General features: G+C 55.6%; 18 protein-coding genes. 17 read left to right on the forward strand and 1 reads right to left on the reverse strand.

The features are described 5' to 3' along the window. Positions 1-45 precede the first annotated feature (45 nt). From ABJM11_RS01905 to ABJM11_RS01930, 6 genes are all read left to right on the forward strand, one after another. A complete protein-coding gene (locus ABJM11_RS01905) occupies positions 46-966 on the forward strand; it encodes a DMT family transporter (protein WP_348294646.1) in 921 nt (306 codons plus the stop codon). 163 nt (positions 967-1129) lie between these two features. After that, the gene (locus ABJM11_RS01910; protein ID WP_040474785.1) at positions 1130-2122 is read left to right on the forward strand and encodes a 4,5-dihydroxyphthalate decarboxylase; all 993 of its coding nucleotides are present in this window, start codon (positions 1130-1132) and stop codon (positions 2120-2122) included. A 45-nt stretch (positions 2123-2167) separates the two neighbouring features. Continuing rightward, positions 2168-2524, forward strand: a complete 357-nt coding sequence (locus ABJM11_RS01915) for a RidA family protein (protein ID WP_007155378.1) — start codon at positions 2168-2170, stop codon at positions 2522-2524. A 42-nt stretch (positions 2525-2566) separates the two neighbouring features. Next, positions 2567-3532, forward strand: coding sequence for a tripartite tricarboxylate transporter substrate binding protein (locus ABJM11_RS01920; RefSeq protein ID WP_348294649.1), 966 nt, complete (start codon positions 2567-2569; stop codon positions 3530-3532). Between the two features lie 15 nt (positions 3533-3547). Further along, positions 3548-5047 (forward strand): tripartite tricarboxylate transporter permease, encoded by a 1500-nt coding sequence (locus tag ABJM11_RS01925; protein ID WP_348294650.1) that lies wholly within the window; start codon positions 3548-3550, stop codon positions 5045-5047. After that, entirely contained in the window at positions 5044-5514 is a 471-nt protein-coding gene (locus tag ABJM11_RS01930; RefSeq protein ID WP_007155375.1) for a tripartite tricarboxylate transporter TctB family protein, read from the forward strand. The genes ABJM11_RS01925 and ABJM11_RS01930 overlap by 4 nt, the downstream gene beginning before the upstream one ends. A gap of 68 nt (positions 5515-5582) precedes the next feature. Here ABJM11_RS01930 and ABJM11_RS01935 read toward each other — a convergent pair whose 3' ends face one another. After that, the gene (locus tag ABJM11_RS01935) at positions 5583-7199 is read right to left on the reverse strand and encodes an ethanolamine ammonia-lyase reactivating factor EutA (protein ID WP_348294652.1); all 1617 of its coding nucleotides are present in this window, start codon (positions 7197-7199) and stop codon (positions 5583-5585) included. Between the two features lie 354 nt (positions 7200-7553). On the opposite strand from ABJM11_RS01935, the gene ABJM11_RS01940 reads away from it, so the two are divergent. From ABJM11_RS01940 to ABJM11_RS01990, 11 genes are all read left to right on the forward strand, one after another. Continuing rightward, positions 7554-8669: an ethanolamine ammonia lyase-activating protein gene (locus ABJM11_RS01940; protein ID WP_348294654.1), complete on the forward strand. Its 1116-nt coding sequence runs from the start codon at positions 7554-7556 to the stop codon at positions 8667-8669. 444 nt (positions 8670-9113) lie between these two features. Beyond that, on the forward strand, positions 9114-10157 hold the full coding sequence (locus ABJM11_RS01945; protein ID WP_348294655.1) for a tripartite tricarboxylate transporter substrate-binding protein: 1044 nt from the start codon (positions 9114-9116) through the stop codon (positions 10155-10157). 373 nt (positions 10158-10530) lie between these two features. After that, a complete protein-coding gene (locus tag ABJM11_RS01950; protein ID WP_407069945.1) occupies positions 10531-11577 on the forward strand; it encodes a Bug family tripartite tricarboxylate transporter substrate binding protein in 1047 nt (348 codons plus the stop codon). Between the two features lie 203 nt (positions 11578-11780). Then, positions 11781-12323, forward strand: a complete 543-nt coding sequence (locus tag ABJM11_RS01955) for a cupin domain-containing protein (protein WP_348296944.1) — start codon at positions 11781-11783, stop codon at positions 12321-12323. Between the two features lie 96 nt (positions 12324-12419). After that, positions 12420-13937 (forward strand): tripartite tricarboxylate transporter permease, encoded by a 1518-nt coding sequence (locus ABJM11_RS01960; RefSeq protein WP_007153648.1) that lies wholly within the window; start codon positions 12420-12422, stop codon positions 13935-13937. Next, complete coding sequence (locus ABJM11_RS01965) at positions 13934-14440, forward strand: tripartite tricarboxylate transporter TctB family protein (protein WP_348296945.1); 507 nt, start codon at positions 13934-13936, stop codon at positions 14438-14440. Before ABJM11_RS01960 ends, ABJM11_RS01965 begins: the two co-directional genes overlap by 4 nt. 140 nt (positions 14441-14580) lie before the next feature. Next, positions 14581-15621, forward strand: a complete 1041-nt coding sequence (locus ABJM11_RS01970) for a tripartite tricarboxylate transporter substrate-binding protein (protein WP_348296946.1) — start codon at positions 14581-14583, stop codon at positions 15619-15621. An 88-nt stretch (positions 15622-15709) separates the two neighbouring features. Beyond that, on the forward strand, positions 15710-16924 hold the full coding sequence (locus tag ABJM11_RS01975; protein WP_348296947.1) for a cupin: 1215 nt from the start codon (positions 15710-15712) through the stop codon (positions 16922-16924). 29 nt (positions 16925-16953) lie between these two features. Further along, positions 16954-18012 carry a TauD/TfdA family dioxygenase gene (locus ABJM11_RS01980; RefSeq protein ID WP_348296948.1) on the forward strand — a complete coding sequence of 353 codons (1059 nt, stop codon included), beginning with the start codon at positions 16954-16956 and terminating at the stop codon, positions 18010-18012. Positions 18013-18073: 61 nt separating this feature from the next. Continuing rightward, positions 18074-19105 (forward strand): tripartite tricarboxylate transporter substrate binding protein, encoded by a 1032-nt coding sequence (locus ABJM11_RS01985; RefSeq protein ID WP_007153643.1) that lies wholly within the window; start codon positions 18074-18076, stop codon positions 19103-19105. 25 nt (positions 19106-19130) lie between these two features. Continuing rightward, complete coding sequence (locus tag ABJM11_RS01990; RefSeq protein WP_007153642.1) at positions 19131-19670, forward strand: cupin domain-containing protein; 540 nt, start codon at positions 19131-19133, stop codon at positions 19668-19670. Positions 19671-19672 lie beyond the last annotated feature (2 nt).

Below are 19672 nucleotides of genomic sequence, written 5' to 3' on the forward strand. Positions count from 1 at the left end.
GGGCTCCTATGACCAACACTCGCGGGCAAATGGATCGATATTCCGATGTCTGACGCGCTAACAGGACAGCTATTGGCGCTGCTGTCGGCAGTGGCCTTTGCGTGCAGCAACGTGTTTATTTCCAAGGGCGCGAGCGGCGGTGGTGACCGGGGTGTGATGTTTTCTGTTCTGGTCACCATGGTGTTTTCCGGTCTGCTCTGGCTGACCCTCGAGGGTGGCAGCCTGGGTACCGGTAATCCGGACGAATGGTGGGCCGGTATTGGCTGGTTTGTGTTGGCCGGCATACTGGCCATGGTATTCGGGCGTACGTTTCTGTTTGCCTCGATTCGTAAACTGGGAGTCACCCGCGCAAGTGCCGTTAAACGGCTGAACCCCTTCTTCTCCGTGCTGTTCGCGTTTGCCCTTTTGGGCGAGCCCATTACCGGCCTGGACGGACTTGGTATTGTCGGTATTGCGTTGGCATTCGGGCTGCTGATCCGCCGGTCATTTCAGCGCAGTGCGGCCGATATCGAGGCGCAAGCGGCGCCACCCTCGCTGGCAAGCTACGGCTGGGGCGTGGGGTCGGCCCTGTCCTACGCGCTCGCGTACATAACCCGCAAATATGGCCTGCTTCTGGTGGCTGCACCGGCGTTTGGAACCATGGTCAGCGCCGTATCCGGTTTCACGTTTTTCGTGATTGCCGCCATCTTCGTCTCCCAGTATCGGGTGAACTTCCGCAATATGTTCCGCAATCTGAATGTCTGGCTCGTGCTGGCCGCCTTCACGGTTTCTTTGGGCCAGATTCTTCTGTTTGCTGCGCTCTTTTACGAAAAAGTCTCGACCGTTGTGATGATTGCATCGCTGGAAATATTCATTGCCTCCTTTCTGTCCGTGGTGGTTTTTCGAACCGAGGCTCGACCGGATCTGGAAACTTATATTGCTGCGACCATTGCCACTGCAGGCGTCATTGCCATTGCCTGGAACTGAGCCTTTCGGCCCGGAAATCACCTTGCGGACATATCGATTCCGATATGATTCTGAACGATAAAGCGATCAGTATTGCGATAAAACCTGTGTGATACTAAAACTGTTAGAATAGGAACGGCGTTCCCGAAATGGGTCGACGCCCAATGAATTCACGAGGGTAAGTATGTCAAAGCTTAGGCTATCACTCGGATGCTGGGACTATGATCGAACGCGTGCGCTGATGGACGGCAGTGTTCAGCCAGACGGTATTGATCTGAACTATCTGAACATGCCCGTTGAGGAAACCTTTTTCAGAATGTTGCGTCACCGGGAATTCGACGCGGCGGAAATGTCGCTGTCGTCCTACGTGGTGTCGCTGTTTTCGGAAGAGCGTCCGTTCATTGCCATCCCGGTGTTTCCTTCACGGTTTTTCCGGCACTCGTCGATTTACGTCAACGCAGACGCCGGTATCCGTAAGCCCGGTGATCTGGTTGGTAAACGTATTGGCACTCCTGAATATCAGATGACAGCCCCTGTATGGATTCGCGGCATTCTTTCTGACGAGTACAAGGTGCCGGTCGAGAGCGTGTTGTACATGACCGGTGGCGAAGAAGAGCCAAATCGCCCTGAGAAGCTCAAGCTCAACCTGCCGGATACCATCAAGGTAGAGCGAATCGGGCCCGACAAAACTCTGGCACGAATGCTGTTGGATGGTGAAATTGATGCGCTGCACACCGCGCGAGCACCGTCCACCTTTTATGACGGCAGCGGCCGGGTAGTGCGGCTGTTTGAAGATTACCCAGCTGTCGAGCTGGAATATTACAAACGTACGGGCATCTTTCCAATCATGCATTGCGTCGTGATTCGGCGTGAAGTTTACGAGCAGAACCGATGGGTCGCGCAGTCGCTGTTCAAGGCGTTCAAAGAAGCCCAGAAAAAAACCTATCAGGACATGCACGAAACCGCGGCACACAAAACCATGTTGCCATGGCTTTCAGCCCACGTTGAGGAAGCCCGGCGAGAATTGGGTGAGGATTTCTGGTCGTACGGCTTCAACGAGAACCGGGAAACGATTTCCACTTTTCTACGGTACCACTACGAGCAGGGGCTCTCGAAGCAGTTACTGACGCCCGAAGATCTTTTTGCACCGGAAGCTCTGGAATCGTTTGTGATCTGATCACGGGCTACTCCAATAGCTGCCAAATTAGACAAGGAGCAAACTATGACCATAAAGCGGATACACAGCGGTAAGCGAATAAGTCGTGTTGTCGTTCACAATGGCATTGCTTATCTGGCGGGTTTGCAGGCTCTTAAAAACCGGGGTGGAAGTGTCGCTGAACAGACCCAGGATGTGCTCGCAATGATTGATCGGCTGCTTGGTGAGGCAGGTACGGACAAGCGAAACCTGCTGACGGCAACGGTTTGGCTGGCGGATATCAGGACCGCTGAGGAAATGAACCAGGTCTGGGACGAATGGGTGCCAGACGGCTGCTCGCCGGCCCGTGCCACAGTCGAGGGTAAGCCCGCATCGGCCGAACACAAGGTGAAAATTGCGGTGACGGCGGCGATCACCCAGTAAACGCAAACACAATTGCCATTACGAATACAAAAAGGTATCACCATGAAACTTACAACAAAAATTCTGAGTCTTTTGCTCCTTGCATTTGGCCTGTCCCTCAACGCCCACGCCTTCCCCGATGAAGACGTTTCCATCGTTATTCCCTACAGCCCGGGGGGCGGTTTTGATCGCGCGGTTCGGGCCTTTGCCCCGCAATTTGGTGAACATCTTGGCGGTGAGGTCAACGTATTGCCGCGCAATGTTCCCGGCGCTGGCGGACGTCGTGGAACCACCATGGTGTATCGCGCAGACCCGGACGGTTACACCATCGGAATAATCAACCTGCCGGGTTTTGCGTTGCCGCGAATCCTGGGTGAGCCGGCGGAGTACGACCTGCGGGAAATGACCTGGATTGGACGGATTGAAGCCCAGGCATACGTCCTGCTGGTGTCGGGAAGCTCTGACATCACTTCCGTCGAGGACCTGCGTCAGCTTGACGAGATAACCTTCACATCCACTGGTTACGGATCTACCGTACTGGCCGCCACCCAAATTGTTGCCAGTGCCCTTGGTCTCCAGAAAAAGAATCCGATTTACCTGGCGGGGTATTCAGGTACATCGGACTCGCTGGTTGCCCTGGTCCGTGGCGACGGTAATGCGGCGATGGCACCGATTTCGTCAGCGGCCAAGTACGTTGAATCCGGCGATCTCAGAGCGCTTGCAGTGACGGGTGATTCCAGCCCGCTTGAAGGCGTACCCACGTTCGCCGAAGCCGGTTACCCGGAGTTGACGCCGCTGGATCTTCAGCGCGCGCTGGCGGGACCGCCTGACATGGATCCGGAGGTCGTCAAGGTGCTTCGTGAGGCGTTCGATAAAACCGTGAAAGATCCCAAGTTTCTGGATGCCGCCCAGAAAGCCCGCATGGATGTGGTGCCACTCGATGGCGACGCGACTGCAAAGTCTCTTAAAGAGTCCTTTGAGTTTTACGAAAAATTCAAGGCGGACCTGCGAAACCCCAACGCTCTATAACCTGGCGTAACCTCCATGTTTGATTCAGTCTTTACCGCCGCGAGTTACCTCGCGGACGGTATGAACCTTCTTTTCCTGCTGCTCGGTGTGGTGGTCGGTGTCGTGTTCGGGATCATCCCGGGGCTTGGCGGGGCGACAGCCATTGCACTGTTGCTTCCGCTGACCTTTGGTATGCAGGCAGAGCAGGCCATTACCCTGATGGGTGGGGTCATGGGCGCTGTCACCATTGGCGGCTCCATTACCGCGATCCTGCTGAACACACCAGGTACAGCGCCCAACGCGGCCACCTGCTTCGATGGTTATCCGCTGACCCGCAAGGGCAAGGCTGGCGTGGCCATTGGTGCTGCAGTCACGGCATCGTCGGTGGGTGGTGTGATTGGCGCTCTGATTCTGATCATGCTGTTGCCGGTTGCCAAGAGCATCATTCTGTTTTTTGGCCCGCCCGCCTATTTCATGCTCGCGTTGCTGGGACTGACGGCGCTGACGGCGGCCAGCAGCAATCTTCTTCGAGGGCTCATTGGCGCCTGTCTGGGCCTGTTCATCGGGTTCGTTGGCTACGACGACCTGGGCGGTGTTACCCGCTACACCGGCGGTATCGATTACCTGTGGGATGGCCTGTCGATCGTGCCGGTACTGATCGGTCTGTTTGCGATTGCGGAGATGCTGAAGCTGTATGTTGACGGTGGCACTATCGCAAAATCTGGCGACATGGACAGCGTGGGAGTATCCGGAACACTAGAGGGCATCAAATCAGCTTTTCGACATTTCAAAGTAATCCTGAGTGGATCTGCCATAGGCTCGGTGATTGGAACTGTGCCGGGGGTTGGCGGCACCGTGGCCTCCTTTCTGTCCTACTCCTTTACGTTGCAGACCAGCAAAAACAAGGAAGAGTTTGGCAAAGGCGATGTTCGCGGTGTGATCGCCCCTGAAGCGTCCAATAATGCCAAAGACGGTGGCGCGCTGATACCCACGCTGGCTTTTGGCATTCCCGGCAGCGCCGAGATGGCCCTTTTCCTGGGGGTGCTGGTGCTGCACGGCATGGACCCGGGGCCGATGTTGCTGCTGGAACGCGAATTCACCATCTTTGTGCTGATTCTGGCGCTTTTGGCGGCGACGGTGGCCAGCGGAATCATTGTGTTGTTGACGGCTCGTTACCTGATCAAGGTCACCTACATCGATACCTCCATTCTGATTCCGTCAGTGATTGTCATCTCCCTGGTTGGCGCCTACGCGCTGCACAACTCCATCGGTGATGTGTTTGCCGCTGCGTTCTTTGGCGTGCTGGGCTATCTGATGCATCGCTTTGACTATCCCAGGATCACGCTGGTGATCGCGCTGGTGCTGGGGGGGCTCATGGAAAGAAATTACTTCCAGACGTCACTGATGTATCGCGGTGACTGGTCCAAGGCCTTTGGCGATACTCCGTTTGTTATTCTCCTCGGGCTGGTGGTAGTGGCGTTGTTGATGCCGATGATCTCCAAAGCACTGAAGCGCAAAACAGGACAGAAAGCATGATGGTTCGATTGTTGAACTCGGGGCTGATCGTGGCGGCGGTGATGGTGCTTTGCGCGATATCGGTCCTGATTGCCGCCTATTCGTATCAGGGCATCAGCGGTACTTTCCCGCAACTTGTGGGCTGGATTTTTCTCGGGTTGGCGCTGCTGGAACTGACTGTGCAAGTGGTTGCGGTGATGCGACCGCCGAAGGAACGCCAGGCGGCGGTTGAGGACGAGATGGCCGGCGTGAGTGTGGTGAAAGAACTCAAGGCCGTGGGCTGGTTAGGGGGGCTTTTGCTGGCCCTCTATCTGGTCGGGTTTCTGATCAGTACACCGCTTTACGTCTTTGCTTTCCTCAGGTTCTCCGGTCGGTTATCACTGCCTATGTGCGCCGCTGTGGCTGCCGGGGCAACGGCATTTGTTTTCGTTGTCTTTGTTCAGTTGCTGGAATACAAGCTGTTCCCCGGTGTGCTATTGATGGGGTGAGCGGCTCGCAACCCCAGGTGTTGTTGACGCTTCACCTGGGGTTGGTTCGGAAGGTCTTGTTTCCCGGCCTAGTCCCTGGGTTTGTGATGAATCCGTTCCGGCGCTTTGGCGCCGTCCATCGTGTCGTTGAAAATTAGTGATTTAATGGTGACAGGCATGGTGTTGGACGGCCTGCGGATGCGCCCTATATCTATATAGTCAAAGTCTGACAGTGCGACCCCGTCAATCACCAGTATGTCATTATCAATGCTCAGGTCCTGCTGCAGAATGGCGCCCAGGTTCAGCGCGATGTCTGCATCCAGCACGATGAAGAGCGGCTTGCCGCTTGCAATTCGGTCGGCTGCACCTTCGCGGATACCTTCGGCCAACGCCCGCATGCGCTGATATTCCGGTGTGCCGTCCCAGTGAAAGGCCAACACCAGATCATCACTTGCGGCATCGATCTCGAAGGCTTCGATATGCTGACGCAGCTTGGCGCCCAATTCCTGAGGGTTGAATTGGTCGGTGAAGTCGAACTCGGGACGGAGTACCGGTAGGTTTCGCTGGGGCAGCAGGGCATCGTAATCGGTTGCAAAACAGGTGTTGCCACTTAACTGGGTGGTATATTCAGAGGCGCCGAGGGCGGTAGAGCGAATACCCTGGCTGTCCGGTAGCAAGTTCCAGGACAGTTCGCCCGAATCAATCCGGTCACGCAATGCGTGGCCCAGGCGTTGTCCGAGATCGCCGAAGTCCCGCTCTTCGCGTCGATAGACAAACTCCGCAACCCCGCCCGAAAACACCATGCTTTTCGCCCGGCGCAAGAGCTCGTCGGGAATGGGGTCTGTCAAGTAAAGCTCGGCGGCGTCCGGCGGCACCGGCGTGCAGGTCAGAACCTGAATTAACGTACTGGCCATGGTTTGGGCCACCTGGTCCAACTGCTCGGGGTCAACCCGATCGCCGACGTGCCAGTTAAAACCGGCCCGGGCGGCGTGCGTTCGACCGGCCGGATCAATGCGGGCAAGCGTCCCATCGGGGTCAGTCGCCAGCAGTCGACCGCCAATGTGAACGGCACCGGTAGCCAGCACTTTGCCGTTTTCCAGTACGCTGAGTTTTGTGGTGCCCCCACCAATGTCGATGTTCAGAATACATTCGTCGCGGTCAAACGAGGCTCTGGCCGCCCCGGAACCGAACGCAGCGAGCCGGGCCTCCATGTGATGGCCTGCGGTCGCGCACACCAGATCACCGCATTTCTCCGAAAGGATGCTTGCAATTCGCGAGGCATTTTCCCGTCGCAGGGCCTCGCCGGTGAGAATCACCACACCGGTATCAATGTCTTCGGGGCGAACCCGGGCGAAGTTGTAGGCATTGTCGACGATTTCACCCAGCGCCCGGTCATCGATCAGGGTCTCGCTCCGGTAGGGCGTCAGGCTCACCGGCGATTCATAGAAGGTTTCGCGGTCAATGATGATATAGCGGCTGGACAGGTCGACCGACTGTCGCTGTAACTGGACTCTTGAAAATAACACCTGGGTGCCAGCTGATCCGATGTCAATTCCGACGCTCCAGAGAGTGACGTTGTCCCGCTGCCACAAAGGGTTTTCTTCAATGGGCCCATCATCCTGCGGGATGTGGTGGTCATGATCGTGATGATGGCCATGGGCGTGGCCGTGGCTGTGGCCGTGTTGATGGCCGTGATCGTCCTTCATGGATGCGCTCCCGTCTGCCGGTCAATGCTTGTTTTAAACGTCAATTCTAGCACTGGGTCAAAATATATGGAACGATGTTCCTTTATGTGGAAAATATACAGGGTGGCTGTTTTGGCGCCAACCCCCGGTATCACAGGCTTGAGCCTGTTAAATGGCATTCGTAGTTAAAGGAATGGCGTTCCAGTTTACTTGACGTTTTGGGATTCTCTGTGGGATATTCCGTATGGAGGACCGGCGTTCCAGTTTATTTTTATTGAGCCGGTCATCGGACACGCATGATTTCATGGGCTGGCGCATCGGTTTCATCGATCGGGTGCGTGGTCATCACCATCAGAATGTAACGAGGTCGACACAATGGCGAGAAAAGACGCAATCGTCTCCGACGAAATTGCCAAAAAATTCGCGACGGAAAAAGAAACACCCTATACGCGCTGGGTCGCGGATCAGGGATTGGAAATCATCGACGGTATCTATGTACCGGATCTGAACACGGTGGAATTGAAGCCTTGGGACAGTCGCGGTGGTAAAGGCGTCTTTATTAACCATGACGCCTCCAGAACCACGAACGACTGCTATGTGTGCGAGATTCCCTCCGGTGGAAAGCTTGCGCCCCAGCGCCAGCTGTTCGAGGAAATGATCATGATTCTGGACGGTCGTGGTTCTACCACCGTCTGGAACGATGCAGGACAGAAAGTAACGTTCGAGTGGGAAACCGGCGCGCTGTTTGCCGTGCCGCTGAACACCTGGTTCCAGCATTTCAACGGATCAGGTCAGAAGCCCGCGCGCTTTGTGTCGGTGACCAATATGCCACCGATCATGAACCTGTATGAAGAGAACGATTTCATCTTCAATACGGAATACGACTTCAAGAGCCGTTTCTCTGGTGAGTCGGATTATTTTTCGCCAAAGGACGAGCTGAACGGGTTCAGGCTGGAGACCAACTTTGTTGCTGACGCTGTGAATCTGCCTCTGGTTGAGGCTAAAGAGCGTGGCGCAGGCGGCGGACACATCCGCTTCAACCTGGCGAAGAGTTCCATGAACGCGCACATCTCCCAGTTCCCGGTTGGTACTTACAAGAAAGCCCACGCCCACGGCCCGGGTGCTCACGTGATCATTCTGGCGGGTGAGGGGTACTCACTGATGTGGCCTGAGGGTGAGGAGCCCAAGCGCTACGACTGGAAACCCGGCACGCTGATCACGCCCCCGAATATGTGGTTCCACCAACACTTCAATACCGGTGAAACCCCGGCGCGCTATCTTGCGTTCAAATACGAGGGTGTGGCTTTCCGCAACGCTCAGGGTGTTCCCAAGGCCTGGATCAGCCGTCGTATTGGCGGCCACCAGATCGACTACGCGGATGAGAGCAACACCGTGCGAACTCTGTTTGCAGACGCGCTGGCTGAGAAAGGGCTCACGTCGCAGATGGAATCGGCCTATGAGGCCGAGAAGGAGCATCTGCCACCGCTCTAAGCCAGCGGTAATAAGCGCGCTTCGGTCGAGTCCGGAGCGCGCTCGTTGAAAACCGGCTAATATAACGAAAACGTGTTCTGAGGAAGGCGCCGATTGGGTCTTGGTTTTGACTCAGGTCCAATCGGTGTCTCCCTGTGAACTTGGCGCTTGCCTTGGCGCAAGGGCGCTTTGTGGTCAACCGTTTGATCCAGCGCGCCCGACCCTTTCCGACCATTTGGTGATTTAAAATCGCCCTTCCTCCCTATGCTCAGATCGTGCCCCGAATCCTCTCACGTTGATTTGGTTGCTGGTGTCGTGCAGGCAGAAATTTATATTAATAAAGCTATATGAAAAACCTGAAACGCTATTTGTTCTTGCGGGTATTCGGTGTTGAATTGATAAGACAGCAGGTAAAAGACTTTATATCGGCACAACAAAAACAATGAATATATAAAGGGGAAAATTATGTTCCGTTCGATCGTTCGAATGACAGCCGCCTTTACTCTGGCGACGGTCACACTTGCAAGCCCGGTTTATGCCCAAAGTGATGAGGCATTTTACGACGGCAAAATCATTTCATTTCTCAGTGGTCACTCCGCCGGGGGTGGCTATGACACTTACGTCAGAACACTTGCGCGCCACCTCGGCAAACACATTCCCGGCAACCCACAGGTTGTGGTGCGGAATGTACCGGGTGCTGGAAGTCTGGTGCTCACCAATCAGGTTGCCAATACCCTGGAATCCGACGGCACGGTCATTGCGAGTGTAGCCCGCGGTATGGCTTTCGAACCGCTTTTCGGTAATGAGCAGGCGCTTTACAAGCCGGGAGAAATGAACTGGCTGGGTAGTCTTAACAATGAAACCAGCCTGTGTGTGGCCTGGCATGAAGCCAAGGTTAAAAACTGGCAGGACCTTAAAACCGAGGCGTTGTCCGTTGGTTCAACCGGCGCCGGGGCGGATACCAACCTATTCCCGAAAGTGCTGAGCGACCTGTTTGGCTTCAAGTTCAACATCATCGCCGGTTACCCGGGCGGCAACGATGTCATGCTGGCGATGGAGAGGGGCGAAGTTGAAGGTCGCTGCGGCTGGTCCTGGAGTAGTGCAAAATCGACTCGCGGAGAATGGATTGCCCAACTGAACGAGGGTATGGAGCAGGGCAAAGTCAATATTCTGTTCCAGATGTCGCTTAAGAAGCACTCCGACCTTCCGGATGTTCCGCTGGTCACTGAATTTGCAGAAACTGAAAAGCAACGGCAGGTGCTGAACCTGTTGTTTGCCCGCCAGGTCATGGGTCGGCCGGTGGTGGCGCCTCCCGGTGTGCCCGAAGCCCGAGTCGCGATGTTGCGCAAGGCCATCGCCATGGCCGTCGAGGACCCTGAGTTCCTTAAGGATGCGCAAAACCAGAGTCTGGGTATCAACTTTGTCGGCGGTGAGGAAATCCAGGCCATCGTGCAAGAGGCCTACGAGTACCCTGATGACGTGATTGCGGTCATCAAAGACGCCATGTAACGCACTGCCGTTTAACGGCCCTCCGGTGATCGTGGGGGCCGATCTGTGGACGCCGATTGGCTCCTGCGAACACCAGGTGCCAATCGGCGTCTCCAGAGCGATTGGCGCTTATCTGAATTGGCGCAGGGTACCTGGTCGCTAGCGTATTTGACCCGATAGCACACGTTTTCGAGGGTACCCCCTTTTCATCCTCTCCTCCCGCTCCGTTCCCATGAAATATTCCGGCATCCAGCCGACGTGGTTTCGATCTTCGGGGCTTTCTATAACGATTCAGCTATATCAAAAAGTGGAACTGTCATTGGTCGTGTACGGCGGCAGGTGCTTGCATGATAAGTGAGAATAACAACAAAACGGCTATTCGAGGAGAGTACTGGTGAACAGATTTTTATCTAGAACACTAACCGCATTCGGCTTGGCAGCTTTGGTCGGATTTTCAACGGCGCAGGCTCAGGACAGCGCTGAGAACTTTTACGAAGGCAAGACACTGACGCTGATGATCGGTTATTCGGCGGGTGGCGGCTACGACACCTATGCCCGCACGCTTTCGCGGCATTTGGGCAAGCATATTCCGGGCAATCCCAACGTGGTGGTGCGGAACGTGCCCGGGGCCGGAAGCCTGGTACTGACCAATCAGATTACCAATGTCGCGGAAAATGATGGGACTGTCATTGCCACTATTGGACGCGGTATGGCGTTCGAGCCGCTGTTTGGCAATGCGCAGGCCCAATTCGAGCCTGGCGAGATGAACTGGCTTGGCAGTTTGAATAACGAGACCAGCATCTGCGTTTCCTGGCATGAATCCGGAATTGATCGATGGCAGGACCTGAAAGAAACGTCCATGACTGTTGGTGGAACAGGCTCTGGCGCAGATACCGATCTTTTCCCGCGGGTACTGAGCGAAATTTTTGGTTTCAAACTGAACGTTATTTCCGGTTACCCGGGTGGCAACGATATTTTGCTGGCAATGGAACGTGGCGAGGTCATGGGGCGGTGTGGCTGGTCCTGGAGTAGCGCCAAATCTCGACGTTCGGACTGGTTTGCACAACTGAACGATGGCTCTGAACAAAGCAAGGTCAACCTGCTGTTCCAGATGTCACTGAAAAAGCACAGCGAGCTTCCTGATGTGCCTCTGGTGACTGAATTTGCTGAAACTCAAAAACAGCGCCAGGTACTCAATCTTTTGTTTGCACGGCAGGTGATGGGACGTCCTTACGTTGCGCCTCCGGGAGTTCCCGAGGACCGAGTCGCCGTCCTGCGGGAGGCGCTGGCAAAAACAGCGGAAGATCCTGCCTTCCTGGAGGACGCAGCGAACCAGGCGTTGGGTATTAATTTTGTCGGCGGTGAAGAGGTTCAGGACATCGTTCTTGAAGCGTACAAATCGCCCGATGATGTGATTGCGATTATCAAGAACGCGAACTGAAACCGGAGCAGGGCCCGGCAGGTTCTAGCGCCGGGCTCTGCAACTTTTCCCCGGAGAATTGCGAAGTTCAGCTTATATCGATCCGGTTATACAAAATACCGAAAACACCATTTGTCCTTACCCATTTTAGGTGTTGAATTGATAGGGAAGTTGGACGGTTTTTGCACAGCAGAAAAATAATCTTAAACAGAGATAAAAACGCTATGTCACCAGCCATTCATAACCCCCAGACCAGAGGCCACGAGCCTTCGAATCTGAACACCGGAAAAGGTGGTTTGGAGCGGGCTCTGGCAGCACACCTCGCCGAGCACGATTTGCGAAAGCCGCAGACCTTCCGGATGCGGGTTCGGCTGCCGAAAAACGGTCGTGGGTCGGCGTTGCTGGCGGCCACGGACCGGATGTGGGTAAACCTCAAGACTTACGCTGAGGGCGGCGAAAATACCCTGCACGCCCACACCAACGAGGACCATACGTTCATTGTTCTCCAGGGTCGGGCCACGTTTTACGGGCCGGAGGGAGAGGCAGTCACGTTTTCGCGGAATGAGGGCATTCTTTTGCCCCGAGGCTGCCGTTACTACTTCCACGCCGAGCCGGGTGAAGCGCTGGTGTTGCTGCGTGTCGGTTGCGTGGTAGATGTCGAAGCCTCTCCCTGGACGCGGACGGGTTCAGACGGTGAGCCCCTTCCCGGTTCCAGTAAAGAAAATAAATCGGTTACCACTGAATTCAGTGATGAATACTTTCAATAACAACAAAACTGTGAGGCCTCTCAACGTCTCCAAATCCGGTGAAACTACATCGTCGGTCGTTGAGTCAGCCCGCACCGTTCGGGAGTGGACACGTTCATGTCGATGTTAGACGCAGCTTGGGCAGGCTTTCTGGGCATCATGCACTGGAAAGCATTCCTGTTGATGTTGGTGGGTATTGTCATCAGCTCGACGCTGGTGGCAATGCCAGGCGTCGGCAGCAAGACCGCCATCGCGCTTTTGCTTCCGTTCGCCTTCGTCTTGGAGAAATTCGAGGCGGTCGCGCTTATCGTTAGCATTTGGGCAGTCAGCAATACCGCCAACTCCATAACCGCGATCATGTTCTCGGTGCCAGGAGGCGGCGGTTCGCAGGCGACCATTATGGATGGCTATCCCATGGCGCAACGGGGCGAGGCTGCCCGCGCACTGGCTGCGGCGTTTACCGCTTCTGCGCTGGGCGGTGTCATCGGAGCTATTGTGTTGCTGGCCGCTATTCCCGTGGTGCGACCCCTTGTCCTTTTGATGGGTGCGCCAGAGTTTTTCATGCTGACCATGATGGGCGTTGTCATGGTGGGCTCTCTGAGCGGTAATGCGCCGCTCAAAGGTATCGCGGTGGGTGCGCTTGGCCTGGCTATTTCGATGATGGGCATTCATTCGCTGAGCGGTGTGCCGCGCTATACCTTTGACTCGGTCTATCTGTTCGACGGGATCGGGCTTGTGCCCCTGACCATCGGCTTGTTTGCCATACCGGAACTGATCTTCATGGCATCCCGTGGTCAGGGGGTTTCCAACGTGGAACTTGGAAACCTGAGCGAGGGCCGTCGGCAGGGAATCAAGGATGCATTCACACACTGGTGGCTGGTCGTACGCAGTGCGTTCGTCGGGGTCTGGGTTGGCATTATCCCGGGGCTGGGATCGTCCGTAGCCGACTGGTTTGCCTATGGGCATGCCAGGCAGACCTGCAAGGGTGCCAGCGAAACCTTCGGCAAGGGCGATGTTCGAGGGGTTATCGCAGTCGATGCCGCTACCAATGCAAAAGAGGGGGGTGCTCTGATTCCGACGCTCGCGTTCGGCATTCCCGGCAGCAGTACTCTGGCATTGATCTTCGGTGGGCTGCTGATCGTTGGTATCAAGCCGGGCCGGGAGATCCTGACGACCCAACTGGATGTCACGTTTTCCATCATCTGGCTTCTGATTATTGCTTCGATCATCACCACTTTGTTGTGCCTGTTGTTCACCCGGCAACTTGCGATGGCGACCATGTTGCGGCCGAGTGTTCTTGTCCCCGTGATTCTGGCGATGGCTGTGTTGGGCAGTTTTGCCAACTCGAACCGCATCGATGATGTTGTCGTCATGATGGGCTTCGGCATCGTGGGGTATGTCCTTCGAGCCGGTGGCTGGCCGCGCCCGCCACTGCTATTGGGAGTCGTGCTCGGGCCGCTGGCCGAAAACTTCCTTTGGACATCTTTCCAGGTATACGGGTTTGGTTTTCTGGCGAGGCCGGGTGCGTTAACTCTCATGGTGGTTTTGGTGGTTATCGTGGCATACCCCTCCCTGATGCGCCGGTGGTATGGCTCAACAAACGATCGCCGTGACCCGAAGGAGGCCAAGCAATGAGCTATCTGCCGAGATCTTCACTTGTAACCCTGGGCATGCTCCTGATTTTTGCCTACGTCATCTACGAGGCGGCCGGCAAACCAATGCAGGCAAAGCTCTTTCCCATGACGGTTGGCATTCTTGGGCTCCTACTGATCTCGATCCAGCTTGGGCGCGAGCTTTGGACGGCGTGGAGAACAGACGAAACACAAACGAATCGAAAAACCAACCAGCAGGATGGCGCAGCCGATTTTGCGATAACCGATGTCGAGAAATCACGCATCGGGCGGCTAAGAGCCGCTGAACAGTTCTGCTGGCTGGCGGGTTTGCTGCTCGGGCTGTTCCTGATTGGGTTTTATATTTCAGTACCGCTCATGGTGGGACTCTACCTGTGGCGGCACCAGGAACGCCCCATGTTTGTTATTGCCATGACTGCAGGTGTTGCCGCCGTGGTATGGGGGATTTTCAACCAACTGCTGAATTTGCCTTTTCCCCAGGGGCTGATTCTGGAGTGGCTCTCATGAGAGGCACAGTCCATCCGGCGACTTTCGACGGGTGATGCATGGCGCATCAGCGTTTGGATCGCGATTCAAACGCAATCACAGGGGTAGAAATGAAAGTGCTAACGAGTAAAAACAACAAAACCGATAGAGAGGATTCAACCATGGTTAAAACGACAAAAAAATGCATTGGTTTTCTTTTCACAGTGATGGCGCTGGTCGCAGCCGGCGGGGCTTTCTCATCATCAGCGCTGGCCCAGGACGACAGTGCGGTTGCCGATTTCTACAAAGGTAAGACCGTTTCGGTTGTCATTCGGTCAACGCCGGGAGGTGGCTACGACTTTTACGGCAGGCTGGTCGCCCGTCACATCGGAAAATACATTCCGGGTAACCCGGATGTGATTGCCGTTAATCGGCCCGGTGCGGGCGGTTTGGTGGCGACCAACTACATGTTCAACCGTGCGCCGAAAGACGGTACTGAAATCCTTATTCCAGCCCGTGAACTGGCGGTCTCTGAAAGACTCGGTGGGTCCGAAATTCGCTACAAGACCCTGGAGTTTGGTCCTCTGGGCAGCGTCTCCAAATCCACCAGGGTTTGGTTGGCGGGGCCAGATGTGCCTGTGAATAACCTGGAAGATCTTAAAAACTACCGTGAAAACCACGGGCGCGATTTCAGCTTTGCCGTTAGTGGGCGGTCTGCAGGCTCTTACCAGCTGGCTTTGATGCTGGAGGAATCCGGATACCCGGTAAAAATCATTACCGGGTATGAAGGCACTTCCGATCAGACCCTTGCGGTTCTCCGCGATGAGGCACAAGGCACCATCAATACCTATGGCAGTGCCCTTGACCAGATCAACGATGAGGGCTTCAAGGTGATTAGCAAACTGGGCAGTCACCCAGACATCGACAATGTTGAAAACGTGAAGACTGCGCTTACCGGTAAGTGGCTGCAGGTGGCGGAGGTTCTGGAAGGTCAGATGTTGGTGGGCCGCCCGTTCTTTACAGCGCCTGGTGTGCCTGAGGATCGCCTGAAAGCTTTGCAGGATGCCTTCTACAAGGTGGTCCAGGATCCAGAGGCAGCCGAGGAAGCCAAGCGCGCAGGCCGTCCTTGGGGCGATTACGCCAGCCCTGCGGAGATGACGGATGCCTACGAGAAACTGTTTGCAGCGCCAGACGAAGTCGTTGAACTGCTGGGCACCGAGTGATGACCGGGGCTGACCACGCTGCTTGTTGGCGTGGTCAGCCCATGGCCCTGGAAGCGATTCTACGACGATCTTAACGTGAGGAAATGCAATGTCTCAGCAGGCAAGCGGTGAAACGGCAGAAAAATGGGAAGAGCCGGGGAAGGGAAAGCGGGCCGGTTTTGGCTCTTTTGGTCAACCCAAATCGGATTATGACAAGTTCATGGATTCCGAAGGTGTACCGGTTTTTCGGGGTATTGGCATTGGGTCGGTCAAGGATTTGCCACTGGCCGACTGGCCGCGACTGGGAGGCCGTGGCAGTTATATCCAGTTGAATGGCTCGGAAGGAAAGTGGGGGTTCTACATTGCCGAAATTCCGGCGGCCGGAGCGCTCAATGTTGAAAAACACCTGTATGAGAAGGTGGTGTTTGTGGTGGAGGGGCGCGGATCCACCGAAGTTTGGCTGGAAGAAGGCGGCAAGAAGCACACCTTTGAATGGCAGAAAGGCTCGTTGTTCTCCATTCCGGTCAACGCCTATCACCGTATCGTAAACGCTACCTCGAAACCCGCGCTGATTACTGTTGGCACGACCGCACCGAACCTGATTAATCTGATTGGCGACGTCGATTTCATCTTTAATTGTCCCTACAAGTTCACCGATCGTTTCTCCGAATCGGATGACTTCTATGTGCACAACGAGGACATAGAGCCGGATCCGATTCGGGGCCTGGCAATGCAGCGCACCAACTACATTCCGGATCTCATCAACGCGGACCTGCCTTACGACAACCGTCGGTCCCCGGGGTATCGCCGGGTCGAACCGCAGATGACGGGCAACAAGTTCTACATCAAGATTGGCCAACATGAAACCGGCCGGTACGCAAAAGCTCACGCCCATACCTCAGCAACCGTGCTGATGTGTATCGGCGGCCATGGGTATACCTATACCTGGCCTGAGCGGCTGGGAGTGAATCCCTGGGCAGATGGGAACGGTCACCTGGTCGAACGGGTTGATTATGGTCCTTTCGGGATCGTCAGCGCGGCACCTGGCGGCGCTCGCTGGTATCACCAGCATTTCAATGCCTCGAAAGAACCGTTTCGCTTGATCATGTGGAATGGTCCCAATCACCCAAGCCTGGTGACCGGCCTGCCGCCCGGCGCGAAACAGATTGATCACACCGGCATGGACATTACCGAGGGCGGCACATCCATCCCCTACTGGATGGAAGACCCATTCCTGCGTGACGAGTTTGAATGTCGGCTTGCGGAAGATGGCGGGAAAAGCCGCATGGAACCAAGTCTCTACGAGAAGCCCGACGACGCCTGAGTAAACATGAACGAGAGGAAGCATTCGTCATGCCCGATGTGAAGAACCTTTGGAAGCCGGGAAACCGACACAGAGAACTGGCCAGGCTCATGGAGCCCATTGTGGATCCTGCCGGCTGGTATCCGGCGGAGTTGAATGCAGATGAGTGGATATACCGTCTGTCGGACAGCGAGATCGCCGAAATTCTGGCTGCCGTCCAGTCTGTCGAGTCCGCCGGTTTGGCACTCAAGGACATTGGTGCGGCTGAGTTTCCGTTGCCCACTCTGGGCCCGCGTTTGGCAGAGGTGCGCAACGAGGTGATGGAAGGCCGCGGTTTTGCTCTGGTGCGGGGTTTGCCAGTGGCCGGACGAAGCCGGTTCCAGAACGCCGTGGCGTTTTGGGGTATTGGTGCGCACATCGGTCAGGCGAGGTCCCAGAACAAGCACGGGCATTTGCTGGGCCACGTTAAGAATCTTGGAGGAGACTACGCCAAAGTGCGTGGCTACATGACCCAGGCGGCCATGGACTTTCACTGCGACAGCGCCGATATCTTGTCTCTGTGCTGTCTCAGCCCGGCCAAATCCGGCGGCGAGCATCGGATCTGCAGCTCAGTGACCCTTTACAACGAGATGCTGAAAGCGCGTCCGGACCTTGTGGAGGAATTGACCGCCCGCTTCTATCTGGCCCGCAAAGGGGACATTCCTCCAGGTGAAACCGAACCGTGGGAGCGATTGCCGATTTTCAGCGTGACGGACGGATACTTTGCCGGTCGCGGCATCAGCGCCCACATGGCAAAGGCGCAGAAAATTCCGGGAGTTCCGAAGTATACCGAGCTGCAGGAAGAGGCGATCCGGATGTACAAGGAAACGGCGCCAAAAATTGCGATCGATATTGACTTTGAGCAGGGCGACATTTCCTACGTGTGCAACCACACCATGCTGCACTCACGGACGGATTTTGAAGACTACGACGAACCCGAGCGTAAACGACACCTTCTACGGTTATGGCTTTCCACCAGAATGCGACCCGTTCATTCGGACATTGCCCGCATGCTGCGTGGCGTACCGATTGAGGGGGAGGAAGACCCGACGCCGCTTGACGCGGTTTGACGGGGTGTAAGACCGAGGCTCTGCGAAGCCCAAAAACAACAAGACTCTTTGGAGAGTGATTATGAAACTGACCTTATTACCCAGCCTGGTTTTGTCGGCTGCAATGGTGCTGGGCTCGTCCTCGGCCGTTGCTCAAGATGAGACTCCCGAACAGTTTTACAGTGGAAAGACGGTTCAATTGATGGTCGGCTATTCAGCCGGCGGTGGCTATGACACCTATGCGCGAACGGTCGCCCGACACCTGGGCAAGCATATTCCCGGCAACCCGGATGTGATTGTAAAAAACGTGCCCGGGGCGGGATCTCTGGTACTGATGAATCAACTGGCCAATACCTTACCGAGGGACGGTTCAGTACTCGGTTCGATCAACTCGGGCATGCCCTTCGAGCCCCTGTTTGGCAATGACAAAGCGCAGTTTGATATTGAGACCATGAACTGGCTTGGCAACGTGCTGGTTGCGACAACCGTTGGTGTCATCCACGAGCGAGCCGGGGTCGATAGCTGGCAGGACCTGAAAACCAAACGCGTGACCATGGGTGCGACCGGTGCTGGCTCAAATACCAACATCGTTCCCCGTATCATGGCGAAGATTTTTGACCTGCAAATTGACGTTATTGCCGGCTATCCCGGTGCCAACGACATCGTTCTGGCGATGGAGCGAGGCGAAGTCGATGGTCTGGGAAGCCGGTTCATGAGTTCACTGAAATCCAGTACACCCGAGTGGCTAGAGCCTGACAGCAAGGTCAAGATCCTGTATCAGATCGCCCGTAAAAAGCACCCGGACCTTCCCGATGTACCTCTGGTCAGTGAGATGGCGGAAACTGAAACCCAGCGTCAGGCCGCGAACCTTTTAGGCGCTCGACTGGTGATGGGGCGTCCTTACGTTGCACCTCCCGGTGTACCGGCGGATCGTCTGGCGGCATTACGCAAAGCCATGAAAGATACGGCCAACGACCCGGAATTTTTGGCAGACGCGGCAAAACAGAGCCTCGCCGTTGAATACGCTGATGACCAGGAGATGCTGGATTTCTACCGTGAAGTCTATAAAGCACCGCCTGAAGTCATCCAATTTGTCGAAGATGCAGTCAACTAACAGAACATTTACGGAGGGTGAAACGGTGACAGGTCCTATAAAAACGTCCGAAACCAGGGGGCAGGAAGAGGCCAATCCCACCTCCGGAAGTGTCCTTGAGCGTGCTCTTGATGAGCACCTCAAGGAGCACGATCTGCGGCACCCACAGATGTTCAAGCTGCGTGCAAGATTGCCCAGTCAGGGCAGGGGTTCTGCATTGGTAGCCGCGACCGACCGCATGTGGGTGAACCTGAAGACCTATGCCCAGGGGGGCGAAAACACGCTTCACGCGCACCCCAATGAGGATCATGTGTTTATCGTGCTGCAGGGCAAGGCGGTGTTCTTCGGGCCGGACGGTGAGAGCGTCACCTTTGCCCGAAATGAAGGCATCATGTTGCCGCGGGGCTGTTCTTATTATTTTCACGCAGATGAGAGCGAGCCCCTCGTACTATTGCGAGTCGGCTGTGTGTTTGATGCCAGCAAGCCACCCTGGGGCCGGGTCAACCGGGACGGTGAACCACTGCCCGCTGTCAGTAAAGGGAATAAAGCGGAAACGACGGTGTTTACCGATAACTATTTCGAATAACG

The sequence above is a fragment of the Marinobacter sp. genome (assembly GCF_039977835.1).
Classification (GTDB): domain Bacteria; phylum Pseudomonadota; class Gammaproteobacteria; order Pseudomonadales; family Oleiphilaceae; genus Marinobacter.

Bases quoted from the DNA above. Each gene is read 5' to 3' on its own strand.
- ABJM11_RS01905 (WP_348294646.1), top strand. From the start codon at position 46: ATGTCTGACGCGCTAACAGGACAGCTATTGGCGCTGCTGTCGGCAGTG.
- ABJM11_RS01910 (WP_040474785.1), top strand. From the start codon at position 1,130: ATGTCAAAGCTTAGGCTATCACTCGGATGCTGGGACTATGATCGAACG.
- ABJM11_RS01915 (WP_007155378.1), top strand. From the start codon at position 2,168: ATGACCATAAAGCGGATACACAGCGGTAAGCGAATAAGTCGTGTTGTC.
- ABJM11_RS01920 (WP_348294649.1), top strand. From the start codon at position 2,567: ATGAAACTTACAACAAAAATTCTGAGTCTTTTGCTCCTTGCATTTGGC.
- ABJM11_RS01925 (WP_348294650.1), top strand. From the start codon at position 3,548: ATGTTTGATTCAGTCTTTACCGCCGCGAGTTACCTCGCGGACGGTATG.
- ABJM11_RS01930 (WP_007155375.1), top strand. From the start codon at position 5,044: ATGATGGTTCGATTGTTGAACTCGGGGCTGATCGTGGCGGCGGTGATG.
- ABJM11_RS01935 (WP_348294652.1), bottom strand. From the start codon at position 7,199: ATGAAGGACGATCACGGCCATCAACACGGCCACAGCCACGGCCACGCC.
- ABJM11_RS01940 (WP_348294654.1), top strand. From the start codon at position 7,554: ATGGCGAGAAAAGACGCAATCGTCTCCGACGAAATTGCCAAAAAATTC.
- ABJM11_RS01945 (WP_348294655.1), top strand. From the start codon at position 9,114: ATGTTCCGTTCGATCGTTCGAATGACAGCCGCCTTTACTCTGGCGACG.
- ABJM11_RS01955 (WP_348296944.1), top strand. From the start codon at position 11,781: ATGTCACCAGCCATTCATAACCCCCAGACCAGAGGCCACGAGCCTTCG.
- ABJM11_RS01960 (WP_007153648.1), top strand. From the start codon at position 12,420: ATGTCGATGTTAGACGCAGCTTGGGCAGGCTTTCTGGGCATCATGCAC.
- ABJM11_RS01965 (WP_348296945.1), top strand. From the start codon at position 13,934: ATGAGCTATCTGCCGAGATCTTCACTTGTAACCCTGGGCATGCTCCTG.
- ABJM11_RS01970 (WP_348296946.1), top strand. From the start codon at position 14,581: ATGGTTAAAACGACAAAAAAATGCATTGGTTTTCTTTTCACAGTGATG.
- ABJM11_RS01975 (WP_348296947.1), top strand. From the start codon at position 15,710: ATGTCTCAGCAGGCAAGCGGTGAAACGGCAGAAAAATGGGAAGAGCCG.
- ABJM11_RS01980 (WP_348296948.1), top strand. From the start codon at position 16,954: ATGCCCGATGTGAAGAACCTTTGGAAGCCGGGAAACCGACACAGAGAA.
- ABJM11_RS01985 (WP_007153643.1), top strand. From the start codon at position 18,074: ATGAAACTGACCTTATTACCCAGCCTGGTTTTGTCGGCTGCAATGGTG.